Origin of the sequence: Streptomyces sp. DT190 (genome assembly GCF_049846985.1) — a bacterium.
GTDB lineage: Bacteria > Actinomycetota > Actinomycetes > Streptomycetales > Streptomycetaceae > Streptomyces.
Window position 1 is genome coordinate 258,645 of the sequence record NZ_JBNCNM010000009.1, and the last position, 15,599, is coordinate 274,243.

Below are 15,599 nucleotides of genomic sequence, written 5' to 3' on the forward strand. Positions count from 1 at the left end.
ATGTCGATGGAGGTGCACCAGTGGCCAACACCCGGCTCAAGGCGGCCCGGCTTGCGGCCGGTTACCACTCTCAGCAGGCCCTCGCGGACGCGCTCCAGGTCGGGGTCCGGCAGGTCCGGCGGTGGGAGTCCGACCAGCCTCCCGTGCCGCAGCCCGAAGTGGCCCAGGCCCTTACCCGGCTTCTCGGGCAAGACCTCAAGTCGCTCGGATTCGCCACCCTGGCCGAAGCCGCCCCCGCCCGCCGCACGGTCCTCGCGGCCACAGCCGCGACCGTAGGGCTCGCAGCTGTCCCCACCCACGCCGTCGCCGTGCAGCCCGTCACCGCCGCAGACGACTACGAGGCAGTCACCCGCGCGCACCGGCGTCTGTACTGGTCCGTCGCTCCCGCCACCCTGCACCCGGCGGCGATCGCACACGCCACCCTCGGCTGCGCGCTGCTCTCCGAAGCGGCCGGCCGTACCCGGCATCGGATCGCCGCGGCCCTCGCCGAGACGTGGCTGCTCGCCGGGCGGATCGAGTTCTTCGACATGCGCGAGGCCGACCGGGCGCAGCACACCCTGCTCCGCGCACTCCAGGCCGCAGGCGAGGCCGACGACAGCCTGCTCGGCGCGGCGGTCCTCGCGCACATGGCGTTCGCTCCGGCGTGGGACGGGGACCGCGAGGCAGCCGCCGAGCGGATGGTGGCCGCGCGGACGTACGCCCGGCGAGGCCCGGCCTCCGCCGAGCTGCTCGCCTGGCTCGACGCGGTGGAGGCCGAGTGCGAGACCCGCTGCGGCAACACCAGGACCGCGCTGCATCTGATCGGGCACGCCGAGGACGTCCTCGCGGAGGGCGGCGAGCACACCTCCCCGGCGTGGCTGGACTGGTTCTCTCCGGTCAGGCTGGCCGCCTTCAAGGGCAACACCCAGCTGAAAGCGGGACACCTCCCGCAGGCCCGCGAGACACTCCTCGGTGTCCTGGAAGCCCTCGACCCGGCCGAGGAGAAGCAGAGCACGGTGGTCCTCGGCGACCTGGCCGCCGTCGAGGCCACGGCCGGCGATCCCGAGGCGGCGTGCGGGTACGCGCTGCGGGCACTCGACCAGCTGGAGCGCACCTGGTACGCGATGGGCATGGACCGGGTGCGGGAGGTGCGACGAGCGTTGACGCCACACCAGCACGAACGGTGTGTGCGAGAGCTGGACGACCGCCTCTACGGCTGGTCGACGACCGTCAGCGCTCTCGCTCGTTGAACGACTTGATCTGCGGGGACAGCTCCAGCAGCGACTCGACGCGGAACGTCGGCAGCTTCTGCGCCGGCTCGCTGCGCCACTGAATCGTCGCCCACGGCCCGCGGTGCACCAGCGCGGTGTGCATCCCGGCCCGGCGCGCGGGGGCGATGTCATTGTCGACGCGGTCGCCGACGTACAGCATCTCGCCGGGCTCGGCCGGGACCACCTCGGCGACGCGGTCGAAGAACGCGCGGTCCGGCTTGCTGGCGCCCCAGTCGTCGCTGGTACCGATGAGGTCGACGTCCGGGGCGAACAGCTCCCGCAGGATCTTGCCCGCCCTGACGGTCTGATTCCCGGCGATGCCCAGCCACAGACCGTCCGCACGGAGGGCAGCGAGGGCGTCGCGCACGTCCGGGTACAGGTCCTCCTCACCGAAGTGCTCGGGTTGCCCGGCCTCCGCGCGGAGCTCCCGCTCGGCGTACAAGTCGAAACCGGGCCGGAACTCCTGGAAGGTGTCGCGGTAGTCGCGTCCCTGGGCGATGACGGCGCCGAACAGGGCGGCGAAGGTGTGGCGAGGGACGCCGAGCCAGTCCGCCCAGGTGCCGTACTCCCGAGTCTCGTCCACGAGGCACTCGCCGACGTCGAAGATCACAGCGCGAATCATGGGGGCAGAGTATCCGGACACGAGGAAAGGCCCCCTCCCGCCCGAAGGCAGGAGAGGGCAGGGCAAGGGTTCACGGGCATGGACGGCGATCGGGGTCCAAGGCGCCGCGAGTGGAGCGGGCGAGCCGCCTCCGTCAGGGGTGCAGGTGTACGTGACGCCGCGGTTCCGCCAAACGGCCCGGCAACGCGCGGTTCGTGCGTGTCCCGCCCGCCAGGCCCGGGGCTACTTCGGGTCCGGCTGCTCCGGTGAGGGCTCGTGGGCGTGTTTCAGTGCCGAGCGGGCCGTCACCCGGTCGGGGCCGGTGAGTTCGGACCAGTAGCGGTGCGTGCTGACGAACACCGCGAGTTCGTGTTCGCGTCGCCGGAGTTTCTCCACCTCGGCCTGTTCGTCGGCGGTCCAGCCCGGGGAGGCGGGGCGTTCCACCTTGCGCCAGCCGTTGTCGTCGCTGAAGCCGTCCAGCGGCTCCACCGACCAGGGCAGGCGCTTCAGAAGGGCCGACAGCTCGGCCCGGACCTGATGGAGTTCCTCCTGACCGGCGAGGAGGTCACTCGGAAAGTCATAGGTCGTAGCCACGCCCCAATAATACGCCTGTTCGAATTAGGGGAGCGAGTTCCTTCCCGTGGTTCATGCGAACGGGTGTACCAGCCGGAGCTCGTCGACGATCCGCCGCGTCACCGGCGCCGGGATCCCGTGGCGCTCGGCCGCACGGAGCAACGCGCCCCCGATGGCGTCCAGTTCGAGCGGCCGGCCCGCCTCCGCGTCGCGCTGCATCGACGACTTCATCGCGGGCGGGAACGCCTCGTAGCGGGCGAGGGTCCGGGCCGGGTCCGACGGGCCGCCGCACGCGCCGCTGATCGCGGCCGTCTCCGCGACCAGGGCGGTCAGTTCGTCGCCGTGCCGGGTGCCGAGGTCGCCGATGGGCAGGCCGTGGCGGGTGGTCAGCAGGGCGAAGGGGGCCAGGAACGACATCTTCGCCCACAGGGTCGCCGTCTCGTCCTCCTTGACGCGGGTGTCGGGACCCGCGGCGCCCAGGGTTGCGGCGAGGGCGTCGAGACGGGCGCGCGGCACGTCCGTACCGGTCAGGTCGATCTCCGCGAAGGGGCTGGTGTGCGCGATGACGCCCGGGGCGACCCGGGTGGACTCGACGCGGATGACGGCGGGGGCGACCCGGTCCGGGCGGTACCGGTCGCGCAGCAGTGCCGGGTGTTCGACGCCGTTCAGGAACGGCACGAGGAGGCCGTCGCCCGGCGCGGCGGCGGGTACGCGCCGCAGGGCCGCGTCCAGAGCGGTGTGCTTGACGGTCACCAGACAGGCGTCGACCGGTTCGCGCAGCTCGGTGTCGGCCTCGACGCGGGCCGTGAAGTCGCCGAACCGGGCGCTGCGGACCCGGATGCCGTCGGTGCGCAGGGTCGCGGCCGTCTCCTCGCCGGACAGGCAGATCACGCGGTGGCCCGCGCGGGAGAGCAGGGCGGCGAGCAGACCGCCCACGCCGCCGGGGCCCAGCACGGCCACGGTGAGTCCGCCGGCCGGCGACGGGCGCGCCGCGGACGGCGCCGCGGTGCCGGTGTCAGGGGTCGGCGCGACGTTCGGCGCGGAGTTCGGTACGGAGTTCGGCTCGGGGTGCGTCACCGCTGGTTCCTCTCGTCGGTCGGCCCCGGGACGGTGGCCGCCTGGACGCGATCATGGCAGGAATCGCTGTCGCGGAGGTGAGGAAAGAGTGAGACTGGGGGCATGTGCCGGAGTATCAAGACGCTGCGTCCGCCCGTCCTGCCCGAAGAGGCCACGGAGGCGGACATTCGCGCCGCCGCGTTGCAGTACGTGCGGAAGGTCTCGGGTTTCCGGGCCCCCGCCGCTCACAACCAGGAGGTGTTCGACCGCGCCGTGGAGGCCGTGGCGCAGGCCACGGCCGAACTGCTCGACGGGCTGGAGGTCCGGGGGGCCGGGGCCGGTCGCCGGGCGGGCTGACGGCCGGCCCGGACGCCGCGACGCCTCACGCCGGCTGCGGCTCCGCCCGCGGGGCCGGGACGGTCGCGCCCTCCCACAGCCTCGTCAGGCGCCGGTGGCCTAGGACCACCGAGGCCATCACCAGCAGCACGAGCGGCCCGGCGAGCCACGGGTGGCGCGCCATCTCCAGCGGAGCGAAGCGGTACGCCGCCAGCAGCGCGACGAAGACGACCGTGCCGTAGCCGACCAGCAGGAGCCCCGCCCGGTCCCCGCCGCGGTCGAACGTGCGCAGCCCGGTCTCGATCGTGTACGCGAACACCACCCCGGCGACGAGGTCCACGCCGTAGTGCCAGCCGAACCCCAGCGTCGCCGCGAGGGTCGCGACCAACCAGAACGTGCCCGCGATCCGCAGACCGCGCGGCCCCCTGCGGGTGTGGATGAAGATCGCGGTCGCCCACGCCGTGTGCAGGCTCGGCATGCAGTTGCGCGGGGTGATCTCGTCGAAGGGCAGGTGGTAGGGCGTGCTGATCGGCGGCAGCGTGTGCGGCCACAGGTCGGCCGCCGCCCAGGTCCCGCCGTCGGGGCCGTAGGCGAACATCGGGCCCACCACGGGATAGACCATGTAGACGGCCGGTCCGACGAGACCGATCACCAGGAAGGTGCGCACCAGGTGGTGGCGCGGGAAGCGCCGCTCCGCGGCCACGTTGCGCAGCTGGTGCAGCGCGACGACGACCGCCGCGACCGCGAGCTGGGCGTACACGTAGTCGAGGGTGTGCTCCGCGACCGGGCCGCCGGCCTCCAGCAGCCGGCCCGCCAGCCACGACGGGTTGCCCAGGGCGTGGTCGGCCATGGCGATGTACGGGTCGAGCGTGACCGGGAGGGTCTGCGACGTGATCAGCAGCCAGGTGTCACCGGTCTTGCGGCCCGTCACCAGCAGCAGGCCGAGCCCGACGCCCTTCAGCAGCAGGACGCGATCCGGTCCGGTGCGGCGGGTGAGGGCGAGGACGGCCAGGCCCAGGACGACCCACAGCGCGCCGTTGCCGAAGGGGTGGCCGTCCTCCGGAAGGCCGGCGCCGGTCGCCCACCGCACCGCCAGGAAGACCAGGTCGATGCCGATCGCCGCCGCGAGGGCGATCAGCCGCTGCCGCCAGGTCAGCACCACCATGGTCAGCGCCATGCTGGCGTACAGCAGGAAACCGGACTTGGGGGCGTGGATCACCTCGCGCGCCTGCTGGCTGATCGGCCCGGGTATCCCCAGGTGGTGCGCGACGATCTGGAGCGCGACGAGGAAGCCCAGCGTGATCACGCCCGCCGTCGCCCACAGCACCGCGCGCCGGCGCTGTGGCGCGGTGCGCGCTCCCTGTTCCGTGCCCGTGCTCTCCGAGGCTTCCCGCGACGCCGTTGTCGTCAATGTCCCAGCCGCTTCCAGGTCTTGGTTCGATCGTGGTGAGGAGTCCGAGCCGCGCTACGACGTCCGGGGCTCGCGCCGCATCAGGTACGCCGCCCCCGCCCCGGCCCCGAACAGCGCCCCGACCGACACCGCCGTCCCCAGCCAGCTCGCGCCCAGCCAGTGCGCGCCGAACCAGCCGAGGGCGACGCTGTAGCAGGCCCAGGTCAGGCCGGCCAGGGCGGACCAGGGGAGGAAGTCGCGGGCGCGGCGGTGCGCGGCACCCGCGCCCAGGGAGACGACCGAGCGGCCGGCGGGCGCGAACCGGGCGAGCACGACGAGCGCGCCGCCGCCCCGCGCTAGGGCGGCGCCGAGACGTTCCTGCGCGGTGGTCAGCCGCCGGGAACGCGAGATCGCCCGGTCCAGCCGGGCGCCGCCCCGCCAGGCGAGCCGGTAGGCGACCAGGTCACCGAGGACGGAGGCGGTGGCCGCGCACAGCGTCAGTACGAGGACGTCGGGCACGTCGGTCGCCGTGCCCGCTGCCGCCGCCGTGGCCGCCGTGATCACCAGGATGCCGCTGGGCAGCACCGGCAGGAACACGTCCAGCAGGACGGAGAGGGTGACCACCGCATAGATCCATGGGCTGCCGATCAGCGACCCCACCTGCTCCAGCACCGCGACTCCCCGTTTTCCCCCGTGGGCCAGACCGTGCCGCGGTGACGCGGGGGGAGCGGCAGGGGGTGGCCGATGACAGCCATACAGCGTACGCGGGGGTGTGACGGGTGGTTCACGGGGGGCTCGTACGTTCGGTACGGAGTGTTCACCTCGTCCCGGGTCGTCCCCTCGTCACCCGGCTGCCGCGCCCTGGGAGCGGCGGGTGCGGGCGTCCCGTAGCAACGGAGAGGAGGCGAGCCCCGAGGGCCCGCACGTCACGAGGAACGGTGGACACGATGCTGGCTGGGATATGCGCGGGCGCCCTCGCCGCCACCGCCCTGTTCGCGGGTGGAGCGGGCGGAGCGGGTGGAGCGGGTGGAGCGGGCGGAGGGGGTGGAGCGGGCGGAGACGGCGGTCCGCACGGGTACACGATGCGGACGGACGCCCGGTTCGCCCCGCCCGGCCCCGCCGGACCGCCGTTGGCGCTCACGTACGACCGTGACCTCGTGCCCGTGGGCGCGTGGATCGAGGTCGGCCAGCGCACGGCACGGGACGGCGCCACGACCGTCCGGCTGCGGGTGACCGGGATGAGGCCCGGGCACGCCTACGGGGTCCATGTGCACCGCAAGCCCTGCGGCGCCGACCCGGAGGCCGCGGGCGGGCACTACCAGCACCGGCCCTCGGGCGAAGCGCACCACGTCGGTCCGCACAACGAGGTCTGGCTGGACTTCACGGCCGACCGGCACGGCACGGGCACGGCGAGCGCCCGGCACGCGTGGGGCTTCAGGCGGGGCGAGGCGTCGTCGGTGGTGCTCCATGACGTGCCGGGGGGCGCGGGAGCGCGGCTGGCCTGCTTCACGGTGCCCTTCGGCTGGGTGGCCGGGAGCGGGTAGCGGGGCCTGGTGGGGCGGGTAGCCGGGACCGGTGGGGCGGGGAGCGGTGGAGTGGGCAGCGGGGACCGGCGGAGCGGGCGGCTGGGGCCACCGGTGGAGCGGCGGGGCCGGGCGGAAAGGGCGCCGGAAGGGCGCAGGAGCGAGCGGCGGAAGGGTGCCGGAAGGGACCCCGGGACGTACGACGGCGCCTCCCCGCGTACGGGAAGACGCCGCTCTCCGTCCGGCGGGCACCGGGGCGGGTCAGGCGGGTCAGACGGCCACGGGCGCCTGGTCCGCCGTCCGCGGCCCCCGCTCGGCGGCGCTCCGCCTCAGCAGCCGGTCCAGGCCGAACGCGCCGGAGCCGGTGAAGATCAGCAGGAACATGGCCCAGCAGTACATGGCCGCGCCCTCGCCGTTGTTCTGGATCGGCCACAGCGCCTCCGGCTGGTGGACCTTGAAGTACGCGTAGGCCATCGCGCCGGAGGAGATGAACGCCGCGACCCGGGTGCCGAGGCCCAGCAGCACCAGGGTGCCGCCGACGAGCTCGATGACGGCGGCGTACCAGTTCGGCCAGGCGCCGGCGGCCGCCGTGCCGCCCTTGCCGTCCGCGCCACCGAGGACGCCGAAGAGCGCGACGGCGCCGTGGCAGGCGAACAGCAGGCCGATGACGATCCGGAACAGCGCGAGCGCATAGGGCTGGGCGCCGTTGAGGCGAGCGGTCACGTGGGGTCTCCTTCGGTCGGCCGGCCCGGGGAGGCCGGTCGGGGGACAGAACCGATCACCTCACGTTAGGTCCGCCTAACAGATGCTTGCAAGTTCAACATTTGGCCACTGCTTCATCTCCTGTTGCGGTCCGCTGTCGGTCCCCGCCGCACGTAGGGCCGCTCTCGCCACCGCGTCCGCGTCCGAAAGTGTGACCGAATCCACCCCGGGCCGGGCGCCCGCCGCCGTCACCCAGTGCACGCCCTCCGTCGGCACCCCGAGAGCGAACCTCCGCGCGTGCGGCGTATTGTGACGATCTATCAGATGGTAAGGGCGGGGCGTCACGTCCAACCCCCCTGTTTCGTAACCGTCGACGGTGTGCGGGCGGCACTGCCCCGTCCGGAGCAACTCCGCGAGAAGCGCGTCGGCCGTGCGGCGCAGGTCGGGTTCCGGCAGCCGGGCCTCTATGAGGGTCGTCACAGAGACGGCCGAACCGGGTACGTCCGGCGAGTGCGCCGTCCAGGCCCCGGCCTCCTCCGCCACGGTCAGCCGCGGTCCGAGCACCTCCACCACCCCTGCCTCGATCAGGGCGGTGAGTTCCTCGATGCGGCGCCTGGGCGGGCCGATGGACAGGAAGGCGTTGAGCGGGGTGTACCAGCGATCGAGGTGGTCCCGGCGGGAGGCACCGGCGAGTCCGCCGTGGTCGACCACCAGCCGGAGTTCGTTGCGCAGGTCGCGCAGCACGTCGAGGGCCGCCTTCGACGGGCCGTGCACATTGCCCAGGGCGGCCTGCGCGGCGTCCTCGCGCAGATACGACAGCAGCCACGCGCGCCAGGCCCCGGGACGGGCGAAGTCCCGCCCGGCGTACGGCCGGGAGATCCGCTCCCAGGACCACCGGTCGGGCTCCGCCACGCCGAACTCGTCCAGCAGCGCCGTCTCTTGGGGGTCTCCGTGCGCGACGGCGAGGAAGCGGTCGGCGAACTCCCGCTCGGGCCCGCCCGCCCTGCGCAGCAGGGTGCGGTAGTAGACCGTCTCCACCTCCTTGGCCACCAGCGGCCATATCTCCGCCAGGAAGTCGGGCGCCTCCCCGGAGTCGGCCCGCTTGCGGAAGCCCGCGATCACCTCGGGGGTGAGGACGAGCGGCAGGTGCCGGCCGTAGGGGCCCTTGGCGTTGTCGCCGCGCGCCTGGTACGGCACACCGCGCCGTGAACCGGCGTACAGCCGCGGCTCCCGTCCGGAGGGGAGGTAGCGCAGGCCCCGGCCGTCCCGTACGAAACGGCCGCCGCGGCCGGTGGTCAGCAGGGCCGTGTGGTCGAAGAAGTTGAGGCCGAGGCCGCGCAGCAGGACGGGCTCGCCCGGCAGGATGCCGGACAGGTCGATGTCGGCCGGGTTCGCGGGCGGGACGTGGCGCAGCCCGTGGCGGGCGGCGTGGGCCGCGAGCCGCACCCGGTCCGGGTCGGCGGTCGTCGGCAGATGGCCCTGGGCCAGGACGACCGCGGACAGACCGGTCAGGGTCCGGCCGTCGTCGAGGACCAGGGTCTGACGGCCGTCGGGGGCGTCGTCGAGGCGGATCGCGCGGGCCCGGTGCGTCTCGACGCGGACGGCGGCCGGCGCCAGCCGCACGACCTCGGCGAACACCCATTCCAGGTAGCGGCCGTAGTCGGCCCGGGCCGGGTACTCGTCCGGGCCCAGGGCGCCGTCCGCCCACGCGTGCAGGCTCGGGCCGGGCCGGATCGGGCCCGCGCAGTCCACGCTGTCGTCGGTGAACAGGGTGACCTGGCAGGCCACGGTGTTCATCAGCAGCTCGGGCGACTGGGCGGTGCGCCAGACGCGGCCGGGGCCGGGCGGGTCCGGGTCGATCACATGGACCGTCAGCCGGGCACCGGGCGGGAGGAGTTCCGGGGCGGAGGCGCACAGGCGTTCCAGGACGCTGGTGCCGCGGGGCCCGGCCCCGACGACGGCGACGGAGAGCGGCCCGGACGCGGGCGGAGCGGGCACCGCCGCCCCGGTCGCCCGCGCCGGAACGCGCTGCCGGGCCGGAGGGGGACCCCCGGCCGGTACGGATGCCTCTGCCGGTGGGGGTTCCTCGGTCGACGCAGACAAGGGTGGGGCTCCAGGGCGTGGGGGTTGCGTGAGTCGGAGGTCCGCGGGTGGGGAAGCGGACGGTCCGCCTCATCATGCCGTCGCCGGGAGCGGTAGTTGAGGCCCGTGGGAAGGATTGGGGCGCGCTGTGGCATGCGTCACTAGCAGCACGGGTCACAGCGGCAGCAACCGGGCGGAACAGGCCGGTTACGGGGCAAGCTCGGAGTCCAGCAGGGTCGTCAGCCGCGGGCCCGCCCCCTTGCGGGCCTTGGCGTGCTCCAGCCGGAGCCGGGCCGAACGGCCGCGCAGCGTCAGGGTCATGAGCTGGTTGCCGAACCAGGGGCCGCCCGTCTTGCGCCAGCCGACCGGCGAACGCGACAGGCGGCCGTGCCGGGCGAGGCAGCGGCCGAAGCCGCGGGCCGCCGCGCTCCAGCCGGCGCGGAAGGCCAGCCGCATCGACAGCGGCACCGAGTTGTGGACGGGGGAGCAGACCAGCTGCACCACGCGGGCGGCCGGTCCCGGCCGGGACCGCCACGAGGGCTCGGCGATGTAGGCGTGGTGCACGTCCCCGGACAGCACGCACACCGTGGCCGGCGCGTCCGCCCCGGACCCCGCCTCGGCGATCAGCTCCGCCAGCCCGGCGAAGGAGTCCGGGAACGCCGACCAGTGCTCCAGGTCGGCGGCCCGCCGCACCTTCTCGCTCAGCCGGGCCCAGCGCGGGCCGCGCTCGCCCCGGCACAGCGCCGCGTTCCACCCCTCCGCGTCGTGCACCAGGTGCGGCAGCAGCCAGGGCAGGGACGTGCCGATCAGCAGGTGGTCGTAGGCACCGGGGGAGTCCAGGACCTGCTCGCGCAGCCAGGCCTCCTCACCCGGGTCGAGCATCGCGCGGTCTTGTTCGTCGAGGACGCGGGCCGCGCGGCTGTCCACCATCAGCAGCCGTACGCGCCCGAAGTCGCGCCGGTAGCTCCAGCGGGCCGTGGTCGGGTCGGCGTCGGCCCGCGCGGTGAAGGTGCGCAGTACGTCGGTGCCGTCGGGCAGGGAGCGGACCTGCTCGTAGACCGGGTCGGCCGCCAGCTCCCCGGGGGAGAGGTTGCCCAGGTGCTGGTGGACCCAGTACGACATCAGGCCGCTCAGCAGCCGCTCCCGCCACCAGCCGGTGGACCGCATGTCGTCGAGCCAGGCGGCGGAGGTGTTCCAGTCGTCGATGACGTCGTGGTCGTCGAAGATCATGCAGCTCGGCACCGTGGACAGCAGCCAGCGGATGCGCGGGTCGAGCCAGGACTCGTAGTAGAGGTGCGTGTACTCCTCGTAGTCCGCGACCCCGCTGCCCGGCGGCTCGTCGAGGTCCCGGCGGCCCGCGAGCCAGCGCTGCGTGGCGTCGGAGGTCTCGTCCGCGTACACCTGGTCGCCGAGCAGCAGCAGGACGTGGGGCCGCTCGCCCTCCGGGTCGGCCGCCAGGCGGGTGGCCAGTGCGTCCAGGGCGTCCGGGCCGACCGGGTCCTCCCCGCCGGCCGGCGGGGACGCCCAGCGGCAGGAGCCGAAGGCCACGTTCAGGGCGCCGTCCGGGCCCGGCGCGTGGATCGCGGAGGGCGGGAAGGGCGAGCCGGGCAGCGGCCACACCCGGGTGTCGTCGAGGAGCACCTCGTACGTCGTCGTCGTGCCGGCCGTGAGGCCGGTCACCGGGACGAGCGCGTAGTGGTGCCCCGCGATCTGGAAGGTGCGGGCCGTGCCGCCGGCGCCGTCGGCGCAGCGCACCTCGGCCGTGCACGGGCGGCTCGTCTCGACCCAGACGGTCGCGGACGAGCCGTCGGTGTACCTCAGCAGTGGTCCGAGGCGCAGTCCGGCCATGGCGTTCCCCTCTCCGTCGCCCCGTACGGTACGGAACGACGGAGGTCAGCGGGGAGGTTCCGGCGTGAATTCCTCGCGCGTGTCAGCAGCCGGCGAGGTAGTTCGTCAGGGCGGACTTCTCGGCGGAGTCCACCGAGAGGCCGTAGTAGTACTTCACCTGGACCCAGGCGCGGACGTAGGTGCAGCGGTACGCCGTCCGGGAGGGCATCCAGGTGGCGGGGTCCTGGTCGCCCTTGGCCTGGTTGACGTTGTCGGTGACCGCGATGAGCTGCGGGCGGGTCAGGTCGTTGGCGAAGGCCTGGCGCCGGGAGGTCGTCCAGGAGTCGGCCCCGGAGTCCCACGCCTCGGCGAGCGGGACCAGGTGGTCGATGTCGACGTCGGAGGCGGCCGTCCAGGTGGCGCCTTCGTAGGGGGAGTACCAGCTGCCGCTGGTGGCCGCGCAGGCGGAGTCCTGGACGACGTTGGTGCCGTCGCGCTTGAGGACGACCTCGCGGGTGTTGCAGGCGCCGGACTGGGTGATCCAGTGCGGGAAGAGGTCGCGGTTGTAGCCGGTGCGGTCCTCGGTGGCCACGGTGAGGGTGGCGAGGTAGGAGCGGGCCGTGGCGCCGCTGACCGGGGTGGGGAGGGCGGCGGAGGCCGAGGGGGCGCTGAAGAGGGCCACGGAGGATATGAGGGCGGTGAACGCCGCGGCCACGCTCAGCCGTCGACGCGCGTAGAACCTGGGCATGCGAACTCCCTTGGGGAGAGGGGGTGTTGGCGGGCGAGCGTGGGAATGCTCGCGGTGCCGTGTTGCGCACAGGTGTGCGCCCGGTGAGAAGTTAGTGACGCGTGCATGACATGACAAGATTCAAGACGGAACTTTTCACTCCGGGACCGTCGCGTACGATGGACGGCGCAGAAGGGGAGTAGCTCTTCGCCGGACCGTCGACATACTGCTCAGCCCGCCTGAGCCGGCGCCCGGAGGCAGGTCCTTTTCCCGGACCCGCCAGCGAGACCTTCGGCAAGCAGTGCACGCCCGTGCCCCACGGCACGGGCGCCGAGTGCGCTGCCGTGCCGAGGTGTCGCGTCGAAAGGTTTCGACAGGATCAGCACTCTCGGTGGGGCAGCCCCGACCGATTGAGGAACCTTGATCAGCCTGACCGTGACGGCCGTCGTCTTCGGCGTCGTCTTCCTCGCCGAACTGCCGGACAAGACCGCCCTCGCCGGGCTCGTCCTCGGCACCCGCTACCGCGCCTCCTACGTCTTCGCCGGGGTCGCCGCCGCCTTCGCGCTGCACGTCGCGCTCGCCGTCGCGGCCGGCAGCGTGCTGACCCTGCTGCCGCAGCAGATCGTGCACGCGCTGACCGGTGTGCTCTTCCTGGGCGGGGCCGCGGTGCTGCTGCTGAGGAAGGGCGAGGACGAGGAGGAGGTCCGCAAGCCGGAGAACCAGTCCTTCTGGAAGGTCTCGGGCGCGGGCTTCATGCTCATCCTCGTCGCCGAGTTCGGCGATCTCACCCAGATCATGACCGCGAACCTGGCCGCCCGCTACGACGACCCGCTCTCCGTCGGCCTGGGCGCGGTGCTGGCGCTGTGGGCGGTGGCCGGGCTCGGCATCGTCGGCGGAAAGGCGCTGATGAAGAAGGTGCCGCTGCGGCTCATCACGCAGATCGCGGCGCTGCTGATGCTGGGTCTCGGGGTGTGGAGCCTGTGGGAGGCCGTGACCGGCTGAGCTGAACGGCGGGTGAACGTCCGCGGGGGCCCCTGGCGCGAACCCCGTCTTGTTTTGTACCGTGGAGGAACAAAGTGGCCTCCGCCCGTTTTCCCTGACCGGCGGGCGGGGCCGCCTTGTCCCCCGGGGTGCGACGGACACGGTCCGCCGCCCGCCCCCTCCCGCGCTGGAACGCGCCCCGAGCCTTGGAGCTGCCGATGACGGCCACCGCCGTGCTCACCGCCCGCGCCCTCCTGCTGGACATGGACGGCACCCTGGTCAACTCCGACGCCTGTGTCGAACGCGTCTGGCGGCGCTGGGCCGAGCGGCACGGGCTCGACGGGGACGAGGTCATGAAGGTCGTCCACGGGCGGCAGGGCTACGCCTCGATGGCGCTGCTGCTGCCCGGCCGGCCGATGGAGCAGAACCACGCCGACAACGCCCGGTTGCTCGCCGAGGAGACGGCCGACACGGAGGGCGTCGTCGCGATCCCCGGGGCGCCGGAGTTCCTGGCCTCCCTGCACGGGCTGCCGCACGCCCTGGTGACCTCGGCCGACGTGCCGCTGTCCACGGCGCGGATGGCCGCGGCCGGTCTCGGCCTGCCCGAGGTGCGGGTGACCGCGGAGTCGGTCGGGGCGAGCAAGCCCGACCCGGAGGGCTTCCTGAAGGGCGCCGCCGAACTGGGGATCGCCCCCGCCGACTGTGTCGTCTTCGAGGACTCCGGAGCCGGGATCGCGGCCGGACGCGCCGCCGGCATGACGGTCGTCGGCGTCGGGCCCCGGGCCGCGTTCCACGAGCCCGACGTGGTGGTCGAGGACCTCAGGCAGGTGCGCGTCGAGGCCGCGCCGGACGGCACGATCCGGCTCCACATCGGCTGAGGCCGTGATGGCCGGGCGGGCGGCGTGCCCGGCCGCGGGCGGCCCGCCGTTCAGCCGGTCACGTGGGCGGCGATGGCGCGGGCGCACGGCAGGGACTCCGTGCGGGTGGTGTCCACCTCCACGTCGTAGGCCATGCCCTCGTGCACGATCCCGGCCTGGGCCGCGGCCATGCCCCGGACCCGGTCGCCGCGCGCGATCTCACGCCCGGCCGCGACCTCGGCGGAGCACCTGACGCCGACCCACAGCACGTCCAGCCCGGCGAGCGCCCGCTCCCACCGCCGACGGGACGCCGGTCCGCCGAGGAAGACGTCGTCGACGATCATCCTGGCGCCGGCCCGGGCCGTCGCGGCGACGCCCCGCATCCAGGCCGTCTCCAGCGCGCGGAACTGCGCGCCCACGCTGACGCCGCCGTCCGGCGCGAAGGCGATACCGCCCTCCGAGTCGCGCAGCCGGGCCGGCAGGGCGTCGACGAAGCCGTCGACCGAGAAGGACAGCCAGGGGTCGGGCAGCACCTCCTGGAGGCACCGGACGATGCCCGACTTGCCCGCGCTGGAACCGCCGTTGAGAACGATCACCCGAGTGGTCACGGCGTCACCGTACGGCGGCCGGGCCGGTCACGGCTCCCGGGTTTCCGCCTCCAGTTTCTCGCGGGTCTGCCGGTCGTAGACGCCGAGGTCGTCGGTCTGCACGCCGCGGGACCACTGGTAGGTGCGGACGGCGTCCTCCAGCCGATCGTCGAAGGAACCGTCGGCGTCGTCGTTGTAGAGATACACCTGCCGCAGGCGCAACTGGAGTTCGGAGACCTCCGGGCCGCTGTCGCCGCGGCGCAGGACGGTGGCGCCGCCGTTCTGGCCGGCGTTCTCCGGCACGCCCGGGCCGGTCGGCGCGGCGGGCGTCGGGGACGCCGACGGCTCCGACGGCCGCGAGGGGCTCGGTGCGGCGCTGGTCGCGGACGGCGACGGCGAGGGCGACCCGCTCGCACTGGCGGACGGCGACGGTGACGGTGCGGCCGAGGCCGACGCGGTGGCCGGCGCGGTGCTCTCCGGGGATGCGGTGGGCGCGCTGCTCGACGGGGCGTCCGGCACGCTCGCGCGCAGGTCGTCCGGCAGGGCCGTGTCCCGGGAGGGGCTCTCGTAGGAGAACACCCCGGTCGCGTACCCGGCCGCGGCGACCACGGCGACACAGGCGGCGGCCGCGGCGGCCAGGGCGGTACGGCGCCGGCGCCGGGGCCGGTCCGCCTCGGGGGCGTCGGCCCGGACAGCGCCCGGCTCCGGCCCCGAGCCGTCGAAGAGCCGCAGGTCGGTGACGCTGGGCTCGCTCGTGCCCGGCACGAGCGGCGCGGGCAGCACCGCGGTGTCCCCGGCGGCCGGGATGCCCGGGCTGGCGGGGAGCACGGTGGTGGCGTCCGGGTCGACCGCGCGGAGCGGGGTCGTGGCGTCGGTGGGGGACGAGTGGGGCGCGGGGGACGCGGGGGAGACCGTGGAGGCGGGTGGGACCGGCCCGGCCGGTGGGACCGGAGAGGCGGTGGTGGCCGGCTTGCCGGGCCCGCCGTCGGGGGACGCCTGCGGAGCGGATGCCGCTTCGGCCGAGGACGGTCGCGGCGCGGCGGAGGCCGCTCCGGCGATCGTCGCGCCGGGCCGACCGGTGTGTCCGCCCTCCGCGGGCCGGGCGCC

Annotated in this window: 17 protein-coding genes; 5 read left to right on the top strand and 12 right to left on the bottom strand. The window is 74.2% G+C overall.

Annotation, left to right across the window (positions count from 1 at the left end; translation table 11 throughout):
* Positions 1–20: 20 nt before the first annotated feature.
* Positions 21–1,229, top strand: coding sequence for a helix-turn-helix domain-containing protein (locus tag ACPXCS_RS18685; protein WP_425945198.1), 1,209 nt, complete (start codon positions 21–23; stop codon positions 1,227–1,229).
* Here the strand turns inward: ACPXCS_RS18685 and ACPXCS_RS18690 are convergent.
* From ACPXCS_RS18690 to ACPXCS_RS18700, 3 genes are all read right to left on the bottom strand, one after another.
* On the bottom strand, positions 1,210–1,872 hold the full coding sequence (locus ACPXCS_RS18690) for an HAD family hydrolase (protein ID WP_425945200.1): 663 nt from the start codon (positions 1,870–1,872) through the stop codon (positions 1,210–1,212). The genes ACPXCS_RS18685 and ACPXCS_RS18690 overlap by 20 nt on opposite strands.
* A 222-nt stretch (positions 1,873–2,094) precedes the next feature.
* Positions 2,095–2,445, bottom strand: a complete 351-nt coding sequence (locus ACPXCS_RS18695) for a hypothetical protein (protein ID WP_425945201.1) — start codon at positions 2,443–2,445, stop codon at positions 2,095–2,097.
* Between the two features lie 51 nt (positions 2,446–2,496).
* Positions 2,497–3,384 (bottom strand): ketopantoate reductase family protein, encoded by an 888-nt coding sequence (locus ACPXCS_RS18700; RefSeq protein WP_425945390.1) that lies wholly within the window; start codon positions 3,382–3,384, stop codon positions 2,497–2,499.
* Positions 3,385–3,603: 219 nt separating this feature from the next.
* Here ACPXCS_RS18700 and ACPXCS_RS18705 point away from each other — a divergent pair, with 219 nt between their 5' ends.
* Positions 3,604–3,837 (top strand): DUF2277 domain-containing protein, encoded by a 234-nt coding sequence (locus ACPXCS_RS18705; RefSeq protein ID WP_094057260.1) that lies wholly within the window; start codon positions 3,604–3,606, stop codon positions 3,835–3,837.
* A 25-nt stretch (positions 3,838–3,862) separates the two neighbouring features.
* Here the strand turns inward: ACPXCS_RS18705 and ACPXCS_RS18710 are convergent, their stop codons facing one another.
* The 3 genes from ACPXCS_RS18710 to ACPXCS_RS18720 all read right to left on the bottom strand — a co-directional run bounded on the left by ACPXCS_RS18710 (position 3,863) and on the right by ACPXCS_RS18720 (position 6,279).
* Positions 3,863–5,143: a phosphatase PAP2 family protein gene (locus ACPXCS_RS18710; RefSeq protein WP_425945391.1), complete on the bottom strand. Its 1,281-nt coding sequence runs from the start codon at positions 5,141–5,143 to the stop codon at positions 3,863–3,865.
* Positions 5,144–5,281: 138 nt separating this feature from the next.
* Positions 5,282–5,878: a DedA family protein gene (locus tag ACPXCS_RS18715; RefSeq protein WP_425945202.1), complete on the bottom strand. Its 597-nt coding sequence runs from the start codon at positions 5,876–5,878 to the stop codon at positions 5,282–5,284.
* A gap of 254 nt (positions 5,879–6,132) precedes the next feature.
* Positions 6,133–6,279 carry a hypothetical protein gene (locus ACPXCS_RS18720; RefSeq protein ID WP_425945203.1) on the bottom strand — a complete coding sequence of 49 codons (147 nt, stop codon included), beginning with the start codon at positions 6,277–6,279 and terminating at the stop codon, positions 6,133–6,135.
* A 9-nt stretch (positions 6,280–6,288) separates the two neighbouring features.
* Between ACPXCS_RS18720 and ACPXCS_RS18725 the strand changes: the two genes are divergently transcribed.
* Entirely contained in the window at positions 6,289–6,750 is a 462-nt protein-coding gene (locus ACPXCS_RS18725; RefSeq protein WP_425945204.1) for a superoxide dismutase family protein, read from the top strand.
* Between the two features lie 249 nt (positions 6,751–6,999).
* Here ACPXCS_RS18725 and ACPXCS_RS18730 read toward each other — a convergent pair whose 3' ends face one another.
* The 4 genes from ACPXCS_RS18730 to ACPXCS_RS18745 all read right to left on the bottom strand — a co-directional run bounded on the left by ACPXCS_RS18730 (position 7,000) and on the right by ACPXCS_RS18745 (position 12,088).
* A complete protein-coding gene (locus tag ACPXCS_RS18730; RefSeq protein ID WP_425945205.1) occupies positions 7,000–7,452 on the bottom strand; it encodes a DoxX family protein in 453 nt (150 codons plus the stop codon).
* Between the two features lie 75 nt (positions 7,453–7,527).
* Complete coding sequence (locus ACPXCS_RS18735) at positions 7,528–9,429, bottom strand: FAD/NAD(P)-binding protein (RefSeq protein ID WP_425945206.1); 1,902 nt, start codon at positions 9,427–9,429, stop codon at positions 7,528–7,530.
* Between the two features lie 291 nt (positions 9,430–9,720).
* The gene (locus ACPXCS_RS18740; RefSeq protein WP_425945207.1) at positions 9,721–11,361 is read right to left on the bottom strand and encodes an alkaline phosphatase D family protein; all 1,641 of its coding nucleotides are present in this window, start codon (positions 11,359–11,361) and stop codon (positions 9,721–9,723) included.
* Positions 11,362–11,443: 82 nt separating this feature from the next.
* Positions 11,444–12,088, bottom strand: coding sequence for an HNH endonuclease family protein (locus ACPXCS_RS18745; protein ID WP_425945208.1), 645 nt, complete (start codon positions 12,086–12,088; stop codon positions 11,444–11,446).
* Positions 12,089–12,487: 399 nt separating this feature from the next.
* Between ACPXCS_RS18745 and ACPXCS_RS18750 the strand changes: the two genes are divergently transcribed.
* The gene (locus ACPXCS_RS18750) at positions 12,488–13,069 is read left to right on the top strand and encodes a TMEM165/GDT1 family protein (protein ID WP_351352782.1); all 582 of its coding nucleotides are present in this window, start codon (positions 12,488–12,490) and stop codon (positions 13,067–13,069) included.
* A gap of 197 nt (positions 13,070–13,266) precedes the next feature.
* Positions 13,267–13,926: an HAD-IA family hydrolase gene (locus tag ACPXCS_RS18755; RefSeq protein ID WP_425945209.1), complete on the top strand. Its 660-nt coding sequence runs from the start codon at positions 13,267–13,269 to the stop codon at positions 13,924–13,926.
* A gap of 50 nt (positions 13,927–13,976) precedes the next feature.
* Here ACPXCS_RS18755 and cpt read toward each other — a convergent pair whose 3' ends face one another.
* Entirely contained in the window at positions 13,977–14,513 is a 537-nt protein-coding gene (gene cpt / locus ACPXCS_RS18760; RefSeq protein WP_425945210.1) for a chloramphenicol phosphotransferase CPT, read from the bottom strand.
* A 27-nt stretch (positions 14,514–14,540) separates the two neighbouring features.
* Positions 14,541–15,599: peptidoglycan-binding protein (locus ACPXCS_RS18765; protein ID WP_425970993.1), on the bottom strand; the 1,059-nt coding region annotated here is incomplete at its 5' end.